The organism is Anaerosporobacter faecicola (assembly GCF_012070565.1).
Classification (GTDB): domain Bacteria; phylum Bacillota; class Clostridia; order Lachnospirales; family Lachnospiraceae; genus Anaerosporobacter; species Anaerosporobacter faecicola.
Genome location: NZ_JAAQRO010000022.1, coordinates 187,467 through 208,324, shown reverse-complemented (window position 1 = coordinate 208,324; position 20,858 = coordinate 187,467). Strand labels below are relative to the sequence as shown.

The 20,858-nt window shown below is 36.6% G+C and carries 12 protein-coding genes and 1 other RNA gene; 10 read left to right on the top strand and 3 right to left on the bottom strand.

Annotated features, from left to right (window positions below; genetic code table 11):
• Positions 1–4 precede the first annotated feature (4 nt).
• Together HBB17_RS09090 and HBB17_RS09085 are read right to left on the bottom strand one after the other, a co-directional pair.
• Positions 5–559, bottom strand: a complete 555-nt coding sequence (locus HBB17_RS09090) for a GNAT family N-acetyltransferase (RefSeq protein WP_167957160.1) — start codon at positions 557–559, stop codon at positions 5–7.
• A 54-nt stretch (positions 560–613) separates the two neighbouring features.
• Positions 614–1,336, bottom strand: a complete 723-nt coding sequence (locus HBB17_RS09085; RefSeq protein ID WP_238483712.1) for an anaerobic ribonucleoside-triphosphate reductase activating protein — start codon at positions 1,334–1,336, stop codon at positions 614–616.
• 126 nt (positions 1,337–1,462) lie between these two features.
• Between HBB17_RS09085 and tadA the strand changes: the two genes are divergently transcribed.
• The 10 genes from tadA (at position 1,463) to HBB17_RS09035 (ending at position 19,793) form a co-directional block, all read left to right on the top strand.
• Positions 1,463–1,930, top strand: coding sequence for a tRNA adenosine(34) deaminase TadA (gene tadA, locus HBB17_RS09080; protein ID WP_167957159.1), 468 nt, complete (start codon positions 1,463–1,465; stop codon positions 1,928–1,930).
• Positions 1,931–2,047: 117 nt separating this feature from the next.
• An RNA gene (gene ffs, locus HBB17_RS09075) (signal recognition particle sRNA large type) lies at positions 2,048–2,310 on the top strand.
• A 303-nt stretch (positions 2,311–2,613) separates the two neighbouring features.
• Positions 2,614–4,950, top strand: coding sequence for a cyclic nucleotide-binding domain-containing protein (locus HBB17_RS09070; protein ID WP_167957158.1), 2,337 nt, complete (start codon positions 2,614–2,616; stop codon positions 4,948–4,950).
• Positions 4,951–5,212: 262 nt separating this feature from the next.
• Positions 5,213–6,814, top strand: a complete 1,602-nt coding sequence (locus tag HBB17_RS09065; protein ID WP_167957157.1) for a hypothetical protein — start codon at positions 5,213–5,215, stop codon at positions 6,812–6,814.
• On the top strand, positions 6,807–7,532 hold the full coding sequence (locus HBB17_RS09060; RefSeq protein ID WP_238483711.1) for a DUF6063 family protein: 726 nt from the start codon (positions 6,807–6,809) through the stop codon (positions 7,530–7,532). Before HBB17_RS09065 ends, HBB17_RS09060 begins: the two co-directional genes overlap by 8 nt.
• Positions 7,519–11,919, top strand: coding sequence for a coiled-coil domain-containing protein (locus HBB17_RS09055; RefSeq protein WP_167957155.1), 4,401 nt, complete (start codon positions 7,519–7,521; stop codon positions 11,917–11,919). The genes HBB17_RS09060 and HBB17_RS09055 overlap by 14 nt, the downstream gene beginning before the upstream one ends.
• A gap of 747 nt (positions 11,920–12,666) precedes the next feature.
• Positions 12,667–15,231: an ATP-binding protein gene (locus HBB17_RS09050; RefSeq protein ID WP_167957154.1), complete on the top strand. Its 2,565-nt coding sequence runs from the start codon at positions 12,667–12,669 to the stop codon at positions 15,229–15,231.
• 71 nt (positions 15,232–15,302) lie between these two features.
• On the top strand, positions 15,303–16,970 hold the full coding sequence (locus tag HBB17_RS09045; RefSeq protein WP_167957153.1) for a putative manganese-dependent inorganic diphosphatase: 1,668 nt from the start codon (positions 15,303–15,305) through the stop codon (positions 16,968–16,970).
• Between the two features lie 20 nt (positions 16,971–16,990).
• Positions 16,991–18,799, top strand: a complete 1,809-nt coding sequence (locus tag HBB17_RS09040; protein WP_167957152.1) for a M28 family metallopeptidase — start codon at positions 16,991–16,993, stop codon at positions 18,797–18,799.
• Positions 18,792–19,793, top strand: coding sequence for an aromatic acid exporter family protein (locus HBB17_RS09035; RefSeq protein ID WP_167957151.1), 1,002 nt, complete (start codon positions 18,792–18,794; stop codon positions 19,791–19,793). Before HBB17_RS09040 ends, HBB17_RS09035 begins: the two co-directional genes overlap by 8 nt.
• 150 nt (positions 19,794–19,943) lie before the next feature.
• Here HBB17_RS09035 and HBB17_RS09030 read toward each other — a convergent pair whose 3' ends face one another.
• The gene (locus tag HBB17_RS09030) at positions 19,944–20,843 is read right to left on the bottom strand and encodes a LysR family transcriptional regulator (protein ID WP_167957150.1); all 900 of its coding nucleotides are present in this window, start codon (positions 20,841–20,843) and stop codon (positions 19,944–19,946) included.
• Positions 20,844–20,858 lie beyond the last annotated feature (15 nt).

Here is a 20,858-nt window from a genome sequence, read left to right as displayed (position 1 = left end):
TAGCTTACAATTCCAATGGATTGATCAATGCATAACGCAGATGGTCAGTCCATTTTTTATTTAATCGGATGCACGACTTGGCGATACCCTCAAATTCAAAATGCAAACGTTCCGCTAATTCAATAGAAGGCTCATTCATTGGGTGGATGAGTGCTTCTATACGATGAAAACCTAATTCGTTAAATACAACCGAAAGGGCTTTCTCAAGGGCTTCTGTTGCATATCCTCGTCCCGTATAACGGTGATCTAGTTTATACCCAACCGTACAAGTCATTAGGGAACCCTTCTGAAAGTTCTGAAAGCAAATGCTTCCAATAATCTTTTCTGGATTCGTCTTCTCAAAAAGCCAGAAGCGTAGAAAGTGGAGTTTTACCGTTTCATTATATTCATAAACCAAGTTGGCGCGATGAAAGTCTTTTGTATAAAACAAACGAACACGATCTGGTTCCCAACGATTAAAGTAATCTTTATTCTCTTCGTAAAATGCAAGTACCTCTTCTGCGTAGCTACTAGTGAGGACGCGGAGTTGTAATCGATTGGTTTCGTAATATAGTTTCATTGATCCTTCCTACTTTCTTAAATGATGATTAGAGCGTCTTGTAATTTAGGCTCTTTAATCCATACCTCGTAGCTCTACCACTTTAAAATGAGGTTTCAGTGCTTCCTTGTAGGCAAGCATTGTCTCCCGAGAAGCTGCATGCAGACCATTTTGTAATAGGTTACCGCTGTCGATGAATTTCTGCAGATAATAAGCAGGAGAACCGTGAAGCCATTCACCAATGGAGAGGATATCGTCCATACGATGAAATTCGGAGACAATTGTGGTCCGAAATTCATATGGAAGATTGCTTTGCTTCAATAAGGATATGGATTCTATGACCTGGTCCATACAAGAAGAACTTAACCCTATTGTTTTATTGTATTGCTCTTTTGAATTTTTTATATCCATTGCGACATAATCTAATAAATGTTGATCAAGCAAGTAAGAAAGCATAAGGGGATTACTACCATTGGTATCTAGTTTGACCTTTAGCCCTAAATCTTTAATCTGAGCAATAAAATCTGGAAGGTCATGTGTTAGGGTAGGCTCTCCACCAGTAATACAGACACCTTCTAGAATACCTTGCCGTTCCTTTAAGGTGTTTATTACATCCACAGCGGGAATGGTGGGCTGCTTTTCTGGTGCAAGAACCAGAGAGGCATTATGACAAAAAGGGCAGCGGAAGTTACAGTGCCCAAGAAAGATAGTTGCTGCAAGATGCTCTGGATAATCAAGTAATGTAGTTTTATTAAAACCATGAATTTGCATGGGTATTCCTCCGATTATGGCTTCCATTCAATAGAACTGCCAGTTCCTTCTTCTACAATTTTATGCTATGATAGGGATAGGTTGTAATATCAGTATAGTCGTTACAGACTTTAATGTAAAGCACGCAAGCAATACCATATAGGAGAATAGAATATGACAGATATAAAATATATGAAAGAAGCATTAAAACAAGCAAAAAAAGCGGATAAGATCGATGAAGTGCCGATTGGTTGTGTAATTGTATATCAAGATCAGATTATAGCCCGTGGATACAATCGCCGAAATATAGATAAGAATACATTAGCTCATGCAGAATTATTAGCAATCAAGAAAGCAAGTAAAGTACTGGGAGATTGGAGACTAGAGGACTGTACGATGTATGTGACGTTAGAACCTTGTCAGATGTGTGCAGGAGCCATTGTGCAAGCGCGAATAAAAAGAGTTGTAGTGGGGAGTATGAATGCTAAGGCGGGATGTGCAGGTTCTGTTTTAAATCTTCTACAGATGGAGGAATTTAATCATCAAGTAGAATTAGAAACAGGAGTAATGGAAGAAGAATGTACCAGTATGCTAAAAGCATTCTTTAGACGATTGCGAGAAGAAAAGAAAAAGGGCGAATAAGGTAGGAAGAAAATAGGTTGACAATACGGAGATGATTGTGTATACTGAATATCTGAATGTAGCCTAAATTGCTACAAGAACAATTAAATAGTTAGATTTTAATACGTCATAAAATTTCCGTGCAGCCGGGGAGATAGCGGTGCCCTGTACCTGCAATCCGCTACAGCAGGGGTGATGCCTCGTCTGAGGGTATTCTTTTGTAGAGCTGCCCTTTAAAAGTGATGTTGACGTCTGGGTCTTGCGCAACAAGAATTCGTGAACCGTGTCAGGTCAGGAATGGAGCAGCACTAAGCGAAAACTCTTGTGTGCCGTAAGGGTGCCTGGGCCGAGTTAACTAGAAAGGTAACGTCTATGGTGGATATTCGAAGCGAGGCGCACGGATTACAATATAGATTACAATTAATTGAATATAAAAGTAGAAAAGAAACCACTTGATTCCCTTTTTGTGAATCAGTGGTTTCTTTTTTGGTAATATAGTCCCGAATATCTATAATTTCGCTCTATTTCATCAAAATGTGAGAAATATACTTTGATGTTCTGCGTACAATGGATTATAATAATAGTAATATGGCAAGGTACTCGTGTATCAACACATATAGATTCAGCCGAGCTACTTACATTATCTATGAATCTGATTGTGGCAGTACACTAGAGACATAATATTATAATTTCGAGGTGATATAATGGGAGCGATTCTTAATCCACACACAGTTAATCAGCTAGTAAAAGGAACAGAAATCTATGGGGAGCATGAAGCCCTATCAACAATATGTCTTGTGCTAAAAGGTCGTGTATTGATTCAAAATGATGGTTCAAGAACCGTTGTCGGTTCCGGTAGCTTCATAGGAATTACAGATTTATACGCAGGAAGGATGATTAGCAACTATATTGCATATGAAGATGTGGTATTGTATCCCTTTGAAGTAAAGGATAGCAGCAGGATCAAGGATATTCTTGCAACGAATAAAGATTATGCAGGCTTATTGATTGCGGGGGTATCAAGAAGTCTAGTAGATATGCAGAAGACTTATGTAGAATTTGATCTTGCAGTACAGCATTTATATAAGTTTCTTAATAATGCATACAATGAATTTAAAGTTTTATCAACAAAAGTGGGTTATCGTGTAAGCCCTATTGATTCTTTGGAGACACTAGAACCATTTCCAGCTGAAGTCCTAAGAAATCATGCAAATATTGAATACTACAAGACGTTAAGTAAAGTCCCAATTGATATTCAAAAAGCATTTTTTAGCTGTGGAGAAGAATTAACAAAACATCATGTAAATGAAATAGCAAAAGACTATATCCTATATATGACAGAAGCGACAGAACGTGCCGTATACATCAGTCAATTGTTAGAATACATGATTAGCGAATCCAGTGAGTCCTTATTCTATCAGGCAATTAATGTTGCCATTGATGTACATAAGTTTGGCAGAAAGAATGATAATTTAGATGCTATGGTTGACCAGTTGATTGAGGAAATCAATAAAGCAGAAAAATTATTATCAACAAAAACAGGTCGTGTTGTTTCTATTAATAGAGAAAAGATGGAGAAATTGTACTCCATTCTATTAACGGGAACAGCAGCAGAAATAGAAAAGAACGAAGAAAAAGAGGAACATGAGCAAGTAGACCAGACGATGGTTTTGAATGAGTTACATGATTCCATGAAAAAGATTCTAGATTACTCTGGAATCAGTGTGGAAGAAGCTATGGACATGAAAAAATATGTAATTGCATTTAGAAATCTTTCGGATAAATTTGATTCATCAGATGAAGCCAGATCCATTCGTCGAGGAATATCAAAAATGTTCTATCCAATCTATCAAGCTGTTTTTCTAAGGGCATACCAGGAAAAGAATACAGATAAGGTGATTGACCTATTCCTTCGTTATGGATTTTTAGATGAAACACTACTATCAAAAGAGCAATTAGTAGAATTATATAGTCTGGGCAATCAAGTGGAGGAGAGTATTCCTTGTAAAGTATACAACATTCGAGATTGGTTGATTGAAATCTACGAAGGTAGAAGAGAACCTTCTAAGAGTGAATTCGATCTCGATTATATTGAATCTGTTCGTGAAATGAAGAAATCCGTTCATATGAGTCAGGCGGAAGAAAAAGCGTTGTTAGCAGATCAAAGTAAAAAATTAAATTATGAGATTATAAATATGTTCCAGTGTAATAACCGTCTTGTAAATGGACAAGTTTCTTTCTTTGTACCAATTTTACATCAGGAGTTATTCATAAAGAGTTTGCGAGATACATTTGTTACAGCTGCAAAAGTGAATTATGAGATCAATCAATTACGAGACATCGATTACTCGGTATTTTATCGTGAGACTTTATATTATGATCATGAAAAGAATATTGAAAAAGAGTATATACAAAAAGAAGTATTTCCTGAAATTATTCTTTTGCCGACTGCAGGTATCAATGGAGTTATGTGGCAGGAGATTACAGGGAAGAAGAGGGATACAAGCGGTCGTTTCTTACTTCCATGCTTTGCAGAGGTGGATATCCAAGATATGTTGGTTAAAGTACTGGGAAGATTCCATTGGGAATTGTGTAGAAGTATACAGGGAACGGCTTGGAATAATATTAAGTACAAATCTCTTACCTCAGAATATGTAGATTATATTCAGTTTTACCGGAAGAATAGAGATTTATCACCGGAAACGAAAGAAAGAATCAAGTTACAGATTCAAAAAGGAAAGAACAATTCCCGTGAAATCTTTGTTATTGATTATGTGAACTGGATTAAGAATGAATCAAAAGGAGCTATTCGATTAAACAAATATGTACGTGAACTTTTAGCAATGTATTGTCCATTCAACAAAAAGATTCGTGATCGTTTAATGGCCCAGCCGTTATTTGCAGAAGCCATGAATCGATTCAACCGTGAACATGCAAAGAAGATTCATGAAATCGAATTGCGTTATAAAGCGCTAGAAAAAGAGAAAATTGATTTAACAGAAGAATTAATTGCAACAAGAGATTTTTACAACGAGCAGTAATTGTTCAAAGCGAATACAAATTGTTTTCGAGAAAGGCTTTGTATAGTTACAAGGAAATTATGCACGTTTAAAGGATTATCATACGATAAGGCTCTATGTTAAGCTTGCGATGCTAGGTGTTTATACCTGCTCGAACGCTTGGCATAGAGCTTTTTGAGTTGTGTAGATCCATGTATTTGTTCTAGGCAGTTTGAAAGAAATATGGTATGATAAAAGGTAGCGTATTTTGAAAGAATTGATCGAAGAAGAAGGAGGGATAGGTTTGATTCAAGAAGTTTTGGATTTTCATTATGAGCGAATGCAGAATCTAAAAAAATACTATCCATTTTTTAAGATAAAGGATTCTTCTCTAACATTGTATAAGGAAGGAAAGTATGCTGACATTGATATGGGATATGTATTAATGGCGGTATTGCGGTTTTTTATAGAGGAGAATAATTTTAATAATATGGAAGTGACATATGGTAAATATGCCGCATTTCTATATGAATTATTGGAACGGGATTTTCAGATACCTTCCTCCTCTGAGGATACAAAAGAGTTGATCGGATATATTTTTGATAAGATTCATAATGAAGGAAAGCCATTTTATATGGATTATTATGATCCGGCAGATCGTAAGAAAAAAGTGACCCGTGTAAAGTTGATCAATAGCCAGTTAAATGAAGGGCAGGTTACGTATACACTGACCTCCGATGCCATCGAATTTTATCTTGATACAAAAGAGATTAAGGATGAAAGTAAGATTAATATAGAACAACTGCTTTTGGAGAAGATGATACGTTCCAATGATTTCGCTGCGGGAATTCAGGTGGTTCGTCGCATTAATCATGAGGTAACGATGCTTCGCTTAAGAAAGAATGAAGTAATTCAAGTCCTTAGCAATGATGTATTTGAAGGAATGTCGGCATACGACAGTTTTGTGAAAACGGGTATGCGGTGGTTTGATGAGGAGCAAAAGTTATTTCAGAAAAATACGGAGTTGATAAGGAAAGCCGTAGAAAAGGCGGAACTCAGTAGTAAGGACGAGGGTGCTACAGATGCATATCGTCGTTCGTTACAGGAGGTTCATGATTTAGAGAAAGAATTATTAAAAGCAATTGGAAAACATAATGAGCTGTTAACAGATTGTATAGATCTACAAAAAAAAGCAGATGAGATGTTACGTACAGCCAAATTTAATAAATTACGTGCAACGTTTGATTTCCGTGATTACGAGGGCAAGATTCGTGCAAAACAAGATACAAGTATGTTGAAATTGATAGTAGAACCATTGCTACTTCCTAATATACGCAAAACCTGGAATCTGTCCGGAATTGAGGATCTGATTACCTATCCGCAGAATGCAGAAGAGCAAGCGGAGAAGGTTGAAGAGACGGAAACGACAAACTATCAATATGAAGATGAAGAAGCGGACAAGAGAATTCACCGGAACTTTGTTTCAATTGCCCGTACGTTATTTGATCAGTTGCTTGTAAAGGAGCGGTTTGATCTACGTGCTTTTAATCGGAAGCTAGAAATCAAGTATTTTGATGATATCTTTCGTAATAGTGATTATTATTCGTTTTTTGTACATTTGTGTCAAAAACGGGAGTATCGATTATGGGAGATCGAGAAGGAACCAGATACCTTTTTAGAGGGAATCATTGCAGATCTGCTGAGGTTGCCAGAAAATGAAAAGTATCGGAACCTACATTTTCGAATCAACCTATCCAAGGATTTTAGTGAGGATTTGATCGAGAATATTCAGGGAGTGTCGGGTGAAGAGAAAGAGAGCTTTTTCACTTCCAATATAGAATTCTGTAATTGTAAAACAGAAGGGGAACAAAAGGGACAGAAAGGAGTAGAACATGTCCATGGATAACCATAGTTTTGAAAAGGCAATGGAGCTTTTTGGAAAGTTAATTGCAGGAGAAGAGATTAGCGTCAGAAGTGGAAAGAATGCTGAGCTATACAAAGAGTATCGAGATCATGCAGAAGTATCGAATCTGCTGGATACGATGCTTACGCAGATGAATCTAAAATTGTATGAGTATAATGAATCTCTCTTTATAACGGCGGGAAATCATAACCATGTATTTGGATATACCAATGAAGAACTTCGCCGTTTATTAGGGGTTCGTTTGAATAAAGAACTATATCTTTGCTATTTCATCATTTATCAGATTATTACAAAGTTTTATACCCAATCAGGAAGCTATACGTATACCGAATATGTGAAGATTGAAGATATCATGAAGGCGGTAGACGCAGGATTACATAATGTAATCTCCAATATGGAGCAGTTTCGCTTGAGTGAATTAGAGGAAAATAGCTTTGAGGCCATTGCAAACTTATGGGATGAACTTCCAAGTGTAGCCAATGAAGAAAATATGGGAGGAAAAGCATCTAGAGGTTCCCGTTATGGGTATCTGAAGATGGTGTTTAATTTCTTGCTATCCCAGTCCTTATTCTTAGAGATGGAGGAACGGTATTATATTACAGACCGATTTCGTGCTGTCATAACAAGATATTTTGAAGAGGAGCGGGGGCGCTTATACGAGATCATGACAAAGGAGGAGATCGACAATGCCTCATATTAATCGCTTGCGTGTGAACAATGTCAAATACAATTTTGGTACACAGTATTATGATGATTTTATGATGAAACCTTATGGAAAGAACATGCTATATGATCTTGCCAACGGTGGTGGGAAGAGTGTATTAATGTTGCTGCTTTTACAGACAGTTATACCGAATTGTACCCTAGATGATAAGCAGCCTGTAGAGAAATTATTCCGTACTTCTCAGGGCAGTTCGACCATTCATTCCTTGATTGAGTGGAAGTTGAATGATGAGGATATTAAGGATGGATTTCAGTACATGACCACTGGTTTCTGTGCAAGAAAAGGAACTTCTCAAGAGGAAAAAGAGACCGCTTCCATTGATTATTTTACGTATTGTATCTTCTACAGAGAATATAATGAGAATGATATTCGGAACCTTCCTTTGATCAATGAGAATGAAAGGGTAACCTATTCAGGGCTCAAGCAATATCTGAAAGATCTACAACGTGAACCTGGTTTGAAGGTGGAAGTGTTTGATCGAAAAGGCGAGTACCAGCAGTTTATTAGTAATTACGGAATCTATGAAAGTGAATGGGAGATCATTCGAGGAATCAACAAAACAGAGGGACATGTTCGTACCTACTTTGAGACAAATTATAAGACAACAAGAAAAGTTGTGGAAGACCTGTTGATTGAGGAGATTATTCAAAAGTCATACAATCGTTATCTGGAAAATGCAGAAGGGAAGGAAAACGAGGAAACTATGGCTGGAACGCTGCTAAGTATTAAGGATAAATTAATTGAATTATCCCAGAAGAAAGCAGCAGTGAATCTATACGACCGGCAGATAGAGATTATGGAAGGCCTGAAGGAACGAGTAGGTGTTCTGGATCATGTATATAGTAAAGAACAAGAACAAAAGAATAACTTACATTATGCGTATCAATACAACGAAAACTGTTTGAAGGACCAACAGGAAGAGTATACGTTGGTCATGGAAGAAATCGATGCATTAGATGCAAAGAAAAAGCAATTGGAAATTACGGTTGAAGCAGTTAAATTGAGAAAGAATGAAGAACTGTTAAAGGAAGTTCTCGGAGAAATTGAAAAATTAGAAAAAGAGATTACCTTACAGAATGACCTATTAAATCGTAAACAGAATGAGATCTCCTTAAAAGAAAGCATGAATGACTATCTGGAGTATCTGGAGGAAAAACGAAATCGTGATGAACTGAAGGAGTCTCTAGATATTATCAAAGATGGAAGTAAAGTAGAAGTAGAAGAACTGAATCAACTGGCATACAATAAAAAGATTCTTTGGGAGCAGAAACAGGAGGAGTTAGAAGCAACCAAGCAAGAGATTACGGCAAAATGGCTGGAAGCACAAGAACTCTGGAAAGAATCCAGTGAAGAAGAACGAAATCTAGATATACAACGTGCCATTAAAGAAAATCAATACAATATAACAAATGCGAAGTTGGAACAGATGGAACAAGAAGTGAAGCAGATGCGGAAACAAGTGAATCTGCTCTTCTTAGAGGAAACGAAGAATGCGATAGAAGAAGGAAAGAAACAACAAGAGGTTGACAAGGCGCAGGTTGAAGAATGGAAACAGGAAATTGAACAACAGATGGAAACCATGGCATCACAAAAGTTGGAGTTGCAAAAGGCGGAGGAAAAGAAGCAAAGCTTATGCAAGCAGCAACAGGATTGTGAAAACTGGATGCAGGCCTTTGAGGAACGGAAGAGAGCATATGAAAAGCTGTTAGCAATCTACCATGTTGTATCCAAAGAGCATTGTCTAGAAGAGTTAGAGGAACAATATAAAGCACTTCTAACACAGATGGTGAAATGTAAAGAAAAAATACAAGTAAATGAACGGTATCTGACACAATTAATGGATCGAAATTTAGATGTTGATAGTGAAGGTCTTAACAAGGTAAAAGAATATCTAGGAAAACGCTATCACGACCAAGTTACTACGGGAACCGCTTATCTTCAGACCTTATCAGAAAAAGAAAGAGAGAATCTATTAAAACAGATTCCACTTCTTCCATATGCATTGATCATTATGCGGGATTATGAGATGTTACTGGAGGATCGATATTTCCGTCGCAAAGATTTTGGACCATATGCCATACCAATACTAAATCTTGAAGAAATCAAACAAGGAAAACTACATTTATCAAAAGATACCATTACATTTGCCATGAAAGAGGATGAATTATTCTACCGTGAAGATCGTATGGCAGAGGAAGAAAGCATCGTTCGTTCGGAATTGGAGGAAGAAAAAGAAAACCTCAGAAAGTTAGAAGCACAGGAAGATGTTTTGAAAAAGGATATGGATCAAGTTCGCTACTTCAAGAAGCAGGATCTAGAACAATACCAGAAGATGCAAGAAGAGCGGGAACAGATTACAGAAGAGTTAGTTGCGATGGAGAGAACGATTCAGCTGGTGGTCACTTCCTATGAAAAAGATATGGCTCAGGTCGCGCAGTTGGAGAACAAAGTAAATGAGTATGTAAAGCGTCTTGATGAACAAGAGGAAGAGTTGCTTCAATTGACAAAGTTACAGCAAATCCTAGATCAAAAACAGCAATTAGAACAGGAAAGCAAACAATTATGGGAAGCTTATGATGAATTAGAGAAACATTATAAAAAAGTCTGTGAAACAAAGGATTCCTGGAGTGAAAAGGAAAGACAGTGGAAAGTACAAGTGGATACTGTGGATAAACAGCTATCTCAAGGAGCGCAACAGTGGATAACTACCTACCTTCCATACTACAAAGAGGAACCGTTTGAGAAATTGTCTCTTACAGAGGAAGAAATTGATGCAAGATTCCGTGGTAAGAAAGATGCATTTGAAAAAGAATACAGTGACCTAGGTGATAAGGAACGTCTACTGAATTCCTATATTAATGCGATGAACCGAAGCTTGAAAGCAATTGCCAAGAGAAAAATCAGTCTTGCAACATTAGAGGAGATGAAGCAGTCACATACGCTAACTGGAATCAGTGAAGATATGTTGCAAAGTGAGAATGCAGATCTGTTAAGACAGGAGTCTGTTCTGTCTAAGTTGCGTGAGGATTTAGAGAATAAGAAAGCATTCATGCATCAATTGGGTGGTAAGATAGAAGAAGCTCGAGTTGTTGGGGAAGAGAAGTTTGGTACAGAATTCGGTAAAGCAGTTGATCAAGTTCAACCAAGTATGGATATGGAAGAACAGAAGACAGCTCTGCAGAAATTAGAAGGAACGATCAAAGAACGACAAGAGGATTTGAAGCAAAAGGAACAGGAACGTAAAGTGTGTGAGAATGCAAAAGAAGATATGGAACGAATCTACCGACAATTAGAACTTGCCAAATGTGTGGTAGAGGAGGGCAATCCAATTGCAGATATTACAGTATATGTTCAGAAACTAGGACGTACGTTGGAATCCACTGCTAAGGAAATTGGTCGAAAGAGAGAAGAATTCAGCCAACAGGTGATGAAGACAGCACAAACATTGGAGTTATTGCATGGATATGAACTGGCACAAGAATTGCGAGAAGGTGTTCAAGTTCCTAAGTCATTAGAAGAATCTGCAATGTTGCAAAATAATTTAGAAGAAGTATGTGCATGTATCCGTTTGGAAAGAAACCGTGTGGAACAAGGACTAGAAGATATGGAACGGATCAAGCAAAGCTTTGAAAACCAATGTCTACAGAGATGCGATCATGTAAAAGCTGCATTAGAGAGATTACCAAAATTGTCAAAAATCATGTTAGATAATGAACAGATTCCGATGATCGGTTTAAGTATATCTTATGTGGAAGAAGAGTTACAGAAGCAGAGAATGTCTGATTATATCGATTCCATTGTAGCGGGTGTTGATGAGCAGGACAGCAATCGAGATAAAATTGCCTATATTAAAGCAGCGTTATCCTTAAAACGATTATTTGCTGTAATTGTCACGGATATGAATCGCATTAAACTTACTTTATATAAGAGAGAGCGTATTAAAGAACAGAGTAGACATTTGCGTTATGAGGAAGCGGTTGGTAGTACAGGACAATCCCAAGGTATCTATATTCAGTTCTTGATTGCAATTGTTAATTATATTACCTACATGAATTCAGGAAATATGGATAATACAGGACTGCGTAAGGTTATTTTTATTGATAATCCATTCGGAGCAGCAAAGGATATCTATATATGGGAGCCAATCTTTGAATTACTGAAGATGAACCACGTACAGTTGATTGTCCCAGCAAGAGGAACAACACCTGCCATCACAGGCAAATTTGATGTTAATTATATACTTGGACAACGACTGAATGAACAAAAACAGCAAACCGTTGTTGTAGATTACCATAGCAGTGTGGATACTTCTGAAGTAGAATATATCCCATTACAGTATGAACAGACAAGTTTGTTTGAATAAGCGTTTCTTTATTTGTAACTATGTTTTCTAGATATTTTGAAGCGAATCCTTTATTTTATAATTAAACAGGAAAAATTGTTGACAAATAGTAACATTTTTACTATACTTTAATATAATAAAGTGTTCTGATTGGTTATACGGTTCTTGTTTCGTGCGGAATTGAAGGCACCAAATTGATTTCTTCGATTATTTTATTACACCAGAGTGCTAGAAGAACAATCACTCACCTTCAATGTGAGACCGCCAAAAGACAAAGTATAAATAGATTAGGCCTGTCAGGAGAAGGGAAGCCTCTTGTCCGCCTATTGTGTTGGAATGGTAATGAGTTGAAACATTTCCTCTGGTGTAAAAAAAGAGCGATGCTTTAAGATGCGATTAATCTTGAAGTATCGCTCTTTTACTATATGGGGAAATGGTAAACTGCTAGTATTTCATGTACAAGAAATGAAATAACTACATAGTGAATTTTGTAGAGAGAGTAAAAGCAATAATGGAACATTGTTTTTGTATTTTAGGAAGTAGGAAATCGTACAAAGTATGATTATTTCATGAAATTTTTGGTTCATCGAAAAGGTCTCTTGTGTTCCGTATACAGAAAATGCTATAATAACAAAGAAAGCGTAGAATTATAAGAAAACAGGGGAGAATCTGTCTACTTAAATATAGAGAAACAACGTGGAACTAGAAGATGGTGAAAAGTGAATGATTGGTTTGGGTGTTCTGCGGATGCATATGGAGGTGCGATAAATGGAACGTTATGCTTCCAGTCTAAAGATGAAAGAAATTAAACGGCTTGCTGGTGAAAAGCAGTATCTGAAAGCGATGAAGATACTGGAAACTTTGAATGTAGATAAGATTCGGAGCATGTCAGATCTATCAGTTATTGCAGAAGTATTGATCAGTAATGAGGATTATGAAGATGCAATGGAGATTTTATTACGCATCTATGAAAAGTCATGTACAAGAAGAATTCTGGAACAATTGATTGATGTATCTATAAAGATGAAAAATATGGAGGAAACACAAGAATATTATAATGAATATATTCGCATTGCGCCAAGAGATCCATACCGTTTTGTACTTCGTTATCATATTCAAAAAGCGAGTCATGTACCATATGCACAGAGAATTGATACATTGGAACAATTGAAAAAGGAAGATTACATGGAAGAGTGGGGATATGAATTAGCCAAACTCTATCATAAGACAGGGCAAGTAGATAAATGTGTAGAAGAATGTAGTGATCTGATCCTTTGGTTTGGACAAGGAATTATTGTGGATAAGGCAAGATTACTGAAAGAACATTACACCAGTGGATTTAGTATCACGGATAATCTTGCTCCAGGAGAATTTGATGCTACTAGAAGCTTGGAAGAAGTAATCCGTCAGGTTAAACAGCGTCGTGGAAACAATCCTGTACCTGTGGAAAATGAAAATCCATCACCAGTTGACATTGACCGTACAGTTACAGATAACATGCAATATGATAATGATGCATTATATCGTAAAAGTGAACAAGCAGCAAGGAGCGGGGAAGAAGTAGAATACCATAGTATTGATGAGAAAACGTATGTTGCGCAAACAGAGGAAATGGAGAATCCATTATGGAATACTGATCCAACGGATGCTGTAGAGGAGCAAGACGAGTCAATAAATCATATGCAATATGAAGAGAAACAAGCATATGAGGATAATATGGAATATGATGAGAAACAAGTATATTCTGAAGGAAATGCAATACCTGAAGAAGGGCAAGGCTATCTAGAAGATAAGATAGAATCAGAAGAAGAGAATCAAATATATCCGGAAGCTAATGAAGGGGGGTTAACAGGAGAATATCTGCTTACCCCAGATGTGATCAAGCAAGTGAAAGCCCGTGTGAGCGAACTGAATAATGAGAGCAAGAAAGTAGAGTCCATTGAAAAAGAGTTAGTAGCAGCAGAAAAACATATGGAACAAGTACAACATGGATTTGTCGAATATGAGAAAGAACAACTTGAAAAAGCAATTGATCTACAAGAAGAAAGTCGCGACAGTCTGAATAAGGTTATGGAATCAACAGAATATGGAGAAGAGCAGTTGGTTCATGTAGATCAGATTCCTGTAGAACAAAAGAATCCTGAAGATACGTATGGAAAAGTAGAAGAAAACCCAGTAGCTAGGACAGAGGAAGAACTAAAAGAACAGACAGTACCAGAAATAAAGAAAGAACGGGAAGAAACAGTAGTACCAGAAATAAACGAAGAACTGGGAGAAACAGTAGTATCCGATACAAAGGAAGAACTGGAAGAACAGACAGTACCAGGAATAAATAAAGAACTGGAAGAACAGACAGTACCAGAAATAAAGAATGAACTGGAAGAAACAGTAGTACCAGAATCAAACGAAGAACGGGAAGAAACAGTAGTATCAGATACAAGTGAAGAATTGGCTGAAAAACAGTTGCTAACAAATGAAGAACTTCAGCGGATGAAAGAGAAGATGCAGCAATTGCAAACAACGGATGTGATTCAGACGTATCGTCATGACACACAGGACATTGTTCAAGATGGTGACACGACATATGCGTATGGTGTTAATCTGAATACGATATTCCAAAATTATATAGAGAATGATTCTTTAAAGAATCAAATTCTATCTATATTGGAGAATATGGAACCGAGAAAAGAATGTAATAACTTTATGATCTGTGGAGAAGAGAAAACAGGCAAGACTTCTCTTGCTCGAGCAATTGCCATTACCATGTGGAAGTTAAATCGAATTCCAACCAAAAAGGTAGCAAAGATAAAAGCAGAAAAGTTAAATCAAATCAACCTGATTGAAAAGATGGAGCCACTTGCCGATGGAACACTTGTAATAGAGGAAGCAGGCAAGATGGAAGGGAAAACCGTTGCCGCTGTATTGCAGATGATTGAGATTTATCAGGATCATATATTAGTTATATTAGAAGATGAAACAAGACAGATGGAGAATTTACTTGGAAGAGAAGAAAGAATACGGGAATATATGACCCATCGGATCATTCTTCCACATTATACAGCAAAGGACATTGTTGGATTTGCATATAGTATGATTCATCAACAGGAATACGAAGTAGATCCAGATGCAAAAGAAGAGTTAGAAGCGAAGGTGGAGAGAATCTACCGTATTACGCCTTACAAAGAAATCCTTGATAAGGTAAAAGAATATACAGCAGAGGTAATTAAGCGTGCTGAGACAAAAAACATGCTTCTTTTGATGAAACAGGCAAAAGAAGGTAATTTTACGCAAAATGTAACCAATATAATTAAGAAAGAGGATATTATTGATTAAGAAAATGCATAATGCAAGCAAGACCATGGAAAAATGTAACTAAGAGATGTTGTACTATAGAAGGAGTATATATGAGTGAAGAAACAAAGAACAAGACAATTTATGTAATAGGACACTGTAACCCAGATACCGACTCCATTTGTTCTGCCATTGCATATGCAGATTTAAAACGAAAATTAACAGGAGAGAAGTATAAAGCGAAACGTGCAGGTCAGGTGAATTCAGAAACAAAATTTGTTTTACAGTATTTTGGTGTAAATCAACCAGGATATTTACCAGATGTACGTACGCAGGTAAAAGATATTGAGATAAGAAAAATCCAAGGAATTAACCGAAATATGTCCATAAGACGTGCATGGGAAAAGATGACAGAGAATAGTGTTGTTACCTTACCAGTCGTAGAGAAAGATGATCATATGATCGGATTGATCACTATTGGAGATATAACCAAATCGTACATGAATGTTTATGATAATAAAATCTTGTCTACTGCTAAAACACCAATTGCGAATATTCTTGATACATTACAAGGGGAATTAATTGCAGGGGATGCAGAAAAGGTAATTGAAACAGGAAAAGTACTGATTGCGGCGGCTAATCCGGATTTAATGGAAAGTTATATTGAAAAAAATGATGTTGTCATTCTTGGAAATCGGTATGAATCACAATTATGTGCCATTGAAATGAATGCCAAATGTATTATTGTGTGTGATGGTGCTCCTGTATCAAGGACCATTACCAAATTAGCACAAGATAAAGAGTGTACCATTATCAAAACACCATATGATACGTATACGGTAGCTCGTTTGGTCAATCAAAGTATGCCGATTAGTTTCTTTATGAAACAAGAGAACCTGATCACATTTACCACAGAAGATTTTATTGATGATATACGGGCGGTTATGGCTAAGAAGAGACACCGTGATTTCCCAATATTGGATAAAAAAACAGGGGAATTCATCGGTATGATATCAAGACGTAATTTATTAGATGCAAAGAGAAAACAACTGATTTTAATGGATCATAGCGAACGTTCACAGGCGGTAGATGGATTAGAAGAGGCAGACATATTAGAAATTATCGATCACCATCGTATTGGTAGTATAGAAACTATGAGTCCCGTCTATTTTCGTAACCAGCCACTGGGTTGTACATCGACAATCGTTTATCAGATGTTCCAGGAAAATGCCATACCAATTGAAAAAGAAATTGCAGGTCTATTGTGTTCTGCGATATTATCTGACACGTTGGTTTTCCGTTCACCAACTTGCACACCAATCGATGAAATGGCAGCAAAGGATTTGGCGAAGATTGCAGGAATTGAGATTGAATCTTATGCCAAGGAAATGTTTACAGCTGGTAGCAATTTGCTAAGTAAGTCACCAGAAGAAATCTTCTATCAAGATTTCAAGAAATTTACCACCAATGATCTTACATTCGGTGTGGGACAAATTACTGCGATGAATCAGGAAGAACTTGAGAAGATAAAAGATAAATTAGTACCTTATCTAGAAAAAGCATTTAGAGATCATGGGGTAGAGATGTTATTCTTCATGCTTACAAATATCTTACAAGAAACAACGGAACTGATATATGAAGGAAATGGTGCAAAGGAATTAGTAACCAATGCATTTAATATCAGTAATCCTGATGAAAAAGTCATCCTAGAAGGGGTAGTGTCAAGAAAGAAACAGTTAATCCCATTGCTTATGATGTCACTGCAACAGGATAATAACTAAACTTGGAGGAAAAGTATTTAATGAACAAGAAGATTATACGAAATGCAGCCTATTGTTTAGCAATGGTTGTGTTTGTTGGTATTATTCTGCGAATTGGTTTCCTACAGATCACAGAATCGAAGACACCAAAGAAATTCAAAGAAACTACTGTTGAGTTAGGTGGTATGGAAAAGGGCGTATCATCACTTAATATGGTTCTAACGCACATTCAGAATATGGGAAGCGTGGAGCATAGTGCCGGGACAGAGGCAAATGTGCAGGTTAAAGAGTATATTACAAGTGTGCTTGATCAATTACAGGCACCATATATGGTGGAACCATTTGAGTTTGATGTAGATGCATATGCCAATGATGCTAAGAAAAGCTATGAAGACGCTATGGCAGAATACCCAGATATGGTTGAAGAAAACAACAAATTCTTAGAAGAGAATTCCTATAAAGATTTCATTGACTATGTTAAAGATGTAATTGGATTGCGGAATGAATCAAAAGTGATAATGAATAATATTGTTGTATCCTTTGATGCACCGAATACAGAGCATGCAATCGTATTTGTTACCCATTATGATAGCCGTCCAGATTCTACGGGAGCTTCCAGTGCAGGATTAGGATCAGCAGCATTTTTAGAAGCAATTCGCTTAATGAAAGAACAGGAAACACTAACGAATGATATCTATTTTCTATTTACCGATGGAAAAGAAATTGATCTTTTAGGGGCAAAAGCATTTCTTGAAGCGCATAAAGAGCTAGAAGGGAATGTTGATGTGGTGTTGAACTTTGATGCACAAGGTACCGATGGAACCCTAATGCTTTATGAGACATCAAAGGGAGACTATACAATTGTAAAACAGTATCAGCAGGCAGTTTCAAGAAACTCAGGTTTTTCTTTCTTAGCTGATTTATGCAAATTACTTCCTCATGAGACAGATTTTCAGGTATTTTCTGATGCAGGATTCCCTAGTATGAACTTTTCTATGTTAGAAGGTTCTTATACGTATAATCGAACAGCAGATACGCCAGAACATGTTAACCGTGGTTGTGCTTATGAGTATATGCATACACTGAATGAATTAGTGGACTATTATGGAAGTAATCATGTACATGTTACGGAGAAAGGACAAGGTGCAGTATTCTTTAACTTTTTACGAGATACAATTCTCGTATTACCTAGTAATGTAGTAAGTTTAGTTACCTATTTGACAAGTATGATAGCCATTGGATTGCTTGTTTTCTTTAAAATCCGCAAAAAGATTCGTTATCGTTTTGTAGCAAGAAGTACGATTTTTACCATTATATCCATGATTCTTACAGGAATCGGTGCTGCGGTCATCATTGCACCATCCATGAGTAAATTATCGAATGTGGAAACAAAAGGGGAATGGAATGAATCCCAGTTGCTTTTCTGCCTTGTTATAGGAGTGGCATTTGTATTAACCGGATTCTTTACATGGATAGCAATGAGAAGAAATAAACATCAACTTTCCACATTGATGGGACAATTACCAATTTTGTTGACGTTAGGGTTGGTCATGGGGCAGGAATTTGTCTCTTTATCATACCTATTTACCGCAGCAATGTGGATGGTATATGTTGCAATTGCAGTATGCGTATTTTTGGAGAAAAAGCCACAGATTCAGAAAGTATGTTACGTAGCAATGCTAATTGTTTTTGGTGTGATTCTCTCGATCTTATTTACACCAATTATCTATATGGCATATGTTAGTTTATCCATATCTGTGTCAATCATCATAGCGTTTATTAGTGTAATACCAATTGCATTATTATATGTGTTTATAATTACGGTTTGGAAGGAATATATAAGTGAATAAGAACAACATTTTACGAGTGATAAAGATTGCAATCGGCAGTACAATGGCAATCATAATCTGTAATTGGTTGAACCTGCGTTATAGTACATCAGCAGGTATCATAACATTACTGACGATACAAGAAACGAAAAAGGAAACATTACAGGTAGCAGGAAAGAGAATTCTTGCATATATTATGTCCATATTAATTGCGTATCTTGTATTTCGTATTTGGGGATATCATATCATGGTATTCGCCATATATATGTTCCTATTTGTATTATTTTGTTTTCTGTTTGGATTACAGGATGCATTGTCTATCTGTGCTGTTATTACCACACATTTTTTAATGGAAAAAAGTATGAATCTTGCAATGATTGAGAATGAAACCATGTTACTCTTTGTTGGTATGGGAAGCGGGGTCATCTTAAACCTCTATATGCCTGGCAAGCGAGGGGAAATCTTGAAGGATCAAGCAGCTGTGGAAGAGGATATGCGAAACCTGATCTTGGCAGTGGCGGATAACTTAGTAGAGAGAGGAAAAGAGGCAGATGAAAAGTTCTGTTTTACGTCTTTAGAAAAACGGGTTGACGAAGCCATTGAGAAAGCATATAAGAATGTCAATAATAATCTGATTAGTGATACTAGATACTATCTGGAATATATGGAGATGCGAAAGAGACAATGTATTGTTCTTAAAAGATTATACAAAGAAGTGGATTCGTTAAAGCATAGTTATCGCCAACATGATATTATTGCAAATTTTTTAAGGGAAATGTCAAAACATTTCCATGAATACAACAATGCCATGGTTTTAGTGGAACAGTTGTATGTGATCAAGTCAGAGTTTGAAAATGATGATCTACCTACAACAAGGGAAGAGTTTGAAAGTCGTGCAATCTTATACTCCATTATGAATGAGTTACAGACATTCCTAGAGATTAAAAAGGATTTTGTACAGACTTTAACAGAAAGTGAGATTCAGAAATATTGGAGTCAATGCACGGATGAGTAATTGAAAAGAGAGTATCATGAAATGATGAAAAGTTGTAGACATCATTTTGTGATACTCTTTTTATATATAATAGGGGGCGGGTGTCAAAAGCCCTTAAGCTGACTGTGCTCAGCGCGGAGAACGAAGTGTACGAAGTACACTTTGTTCTGTCTAAGAAGGTAGCATTGGGAATTCAGAATGGATTAACTCAATGAATTTCCGTGAAGTGGTTGAAAGCACTTTATTTTTGTTATAAATCAAATTATAAGGATAACTTTTGCATGGTATGGAATAGTTAATCTCTTGCAAAAATCCATGTTGTATTTCAAATTTCACAGCTGTATAAGGTAAAAGAGAAATTCCTAGATTCGAATTAACTGCGCGCTTGATGGCATCAATATTGCCTAAGCACATGGCGATATTCTCTGGAATTCCTACGTTATTAATAAACGTTTGGTATGCCGTATAGAGCTGTGAATCTGTATTATGAACAATAAAATGCATATTCTTAAGTGTCTCCTGTTGCAAAACATCTTGTTTTGCAGCAGGATTTTTTTGAGAAGCTACCAAAACTAAACGATCATTGAAGATTCTTTCTACATGTATGGAGTCGTTGTAAACACAGTTTCCACCATTTATAGCAATATCAAGTGATCCTTCTGCAATCATTTGAGAAATCGTAGACGTATTATTGATATGAAGATTACACGTACTGTTCGGATAACGTTGTTTAAATTGGCCAAGTAAATCGGGAAGAATATAGGAACCTGGTGTATTACTTCCGCCTATGAGGAGTGTTCCATTAACGACTTTATTCGTTTCTGATATGGTATTTTCTAATTCGTGTACAATATAAAAAATCTTTTGCGTATATTGATGCAGCAATAATCCGTTATCATTTAGGTAAATCCGATTTCCTATTTTATCAAAAAGCTTTAGTCCAATCTGTCCTTCCAAACGTTTGATCTGAATAGAAAGAGCTGGTTGGCTGATATGTAAGACATCTGAGGCTTTTTTGTAACTTTCATATTGTGCAACGGTATTGAATATTTCAAGATAATGCAGATCCATAATAAACCTCCTATT

Coding starts and splice junctions, on each gene's coding strand:
- HBB17_RS09090 (WP_167957160.1), bottom strand. CDS start 559: ATGAAACTATATTACGAAACCAATCGATTACAACTCCGCGTCCTCACT.
- HBB17_RS09085 (WP_238483712.1), bottom strand. CDS start 1,336: ATGGAAGCCATAATCGGAGGAATACCCATGCAAATTCATGGTTTTAAT.
- tadA (WP_167957159.1), top strand. CDS start 1,463: ATGACAGATATAAAATATATGAAAGAAGCATTAAAACAAGCAAAAAAA.
- HBB17_RS09070 (WP_167957158.1), top strand. CDS start 2,614: ATGGGAGCGATTCTTAATCCACACACAGTTAATCAGCTAGTAAAAGGA.
- HBB17_RS09060 (WP_238483711.1), top strand. CDS start 6,807: ATGGATAACCATAGTTTTGAAAAGGCAATGGAGCTTTTTGGAAAGTTA.
- HBB17_RS09055 (WP_167957155.1), top strand. CDS start 7,519: ATGCCTCATATTAATCGCTTGCGTGTGAACAATGTCAAATACAATTTT.
- HBB17_RS09050 (WP_167957154.1), top strand. CDS start 12,667: ATGGAACGTTATGCTTCCAGTCTAAAGATGAAAGAAATTAAACGGCTT.
- HBB17_RS09045 (WP_167957153.1), top strand. CDS start 15,303: ATGAGTGAAGAAACAAAGAACAAGACAATTTATGTAATAGGACACTGT.
- HBB17_RS09040 (WP_167957152.1), top strand. CDS start 16,991: ATGAACAAGAAGATTATACGAAATGCAGCCTATTGTTTAGCAATGGTT.
- HBB17_RS09030 (WP_167957150.1), bottom strand. CDS start 20,843: ATGGATCTGCATTATCTTGAAATATTCAATACCGTTGCACAATATGAA.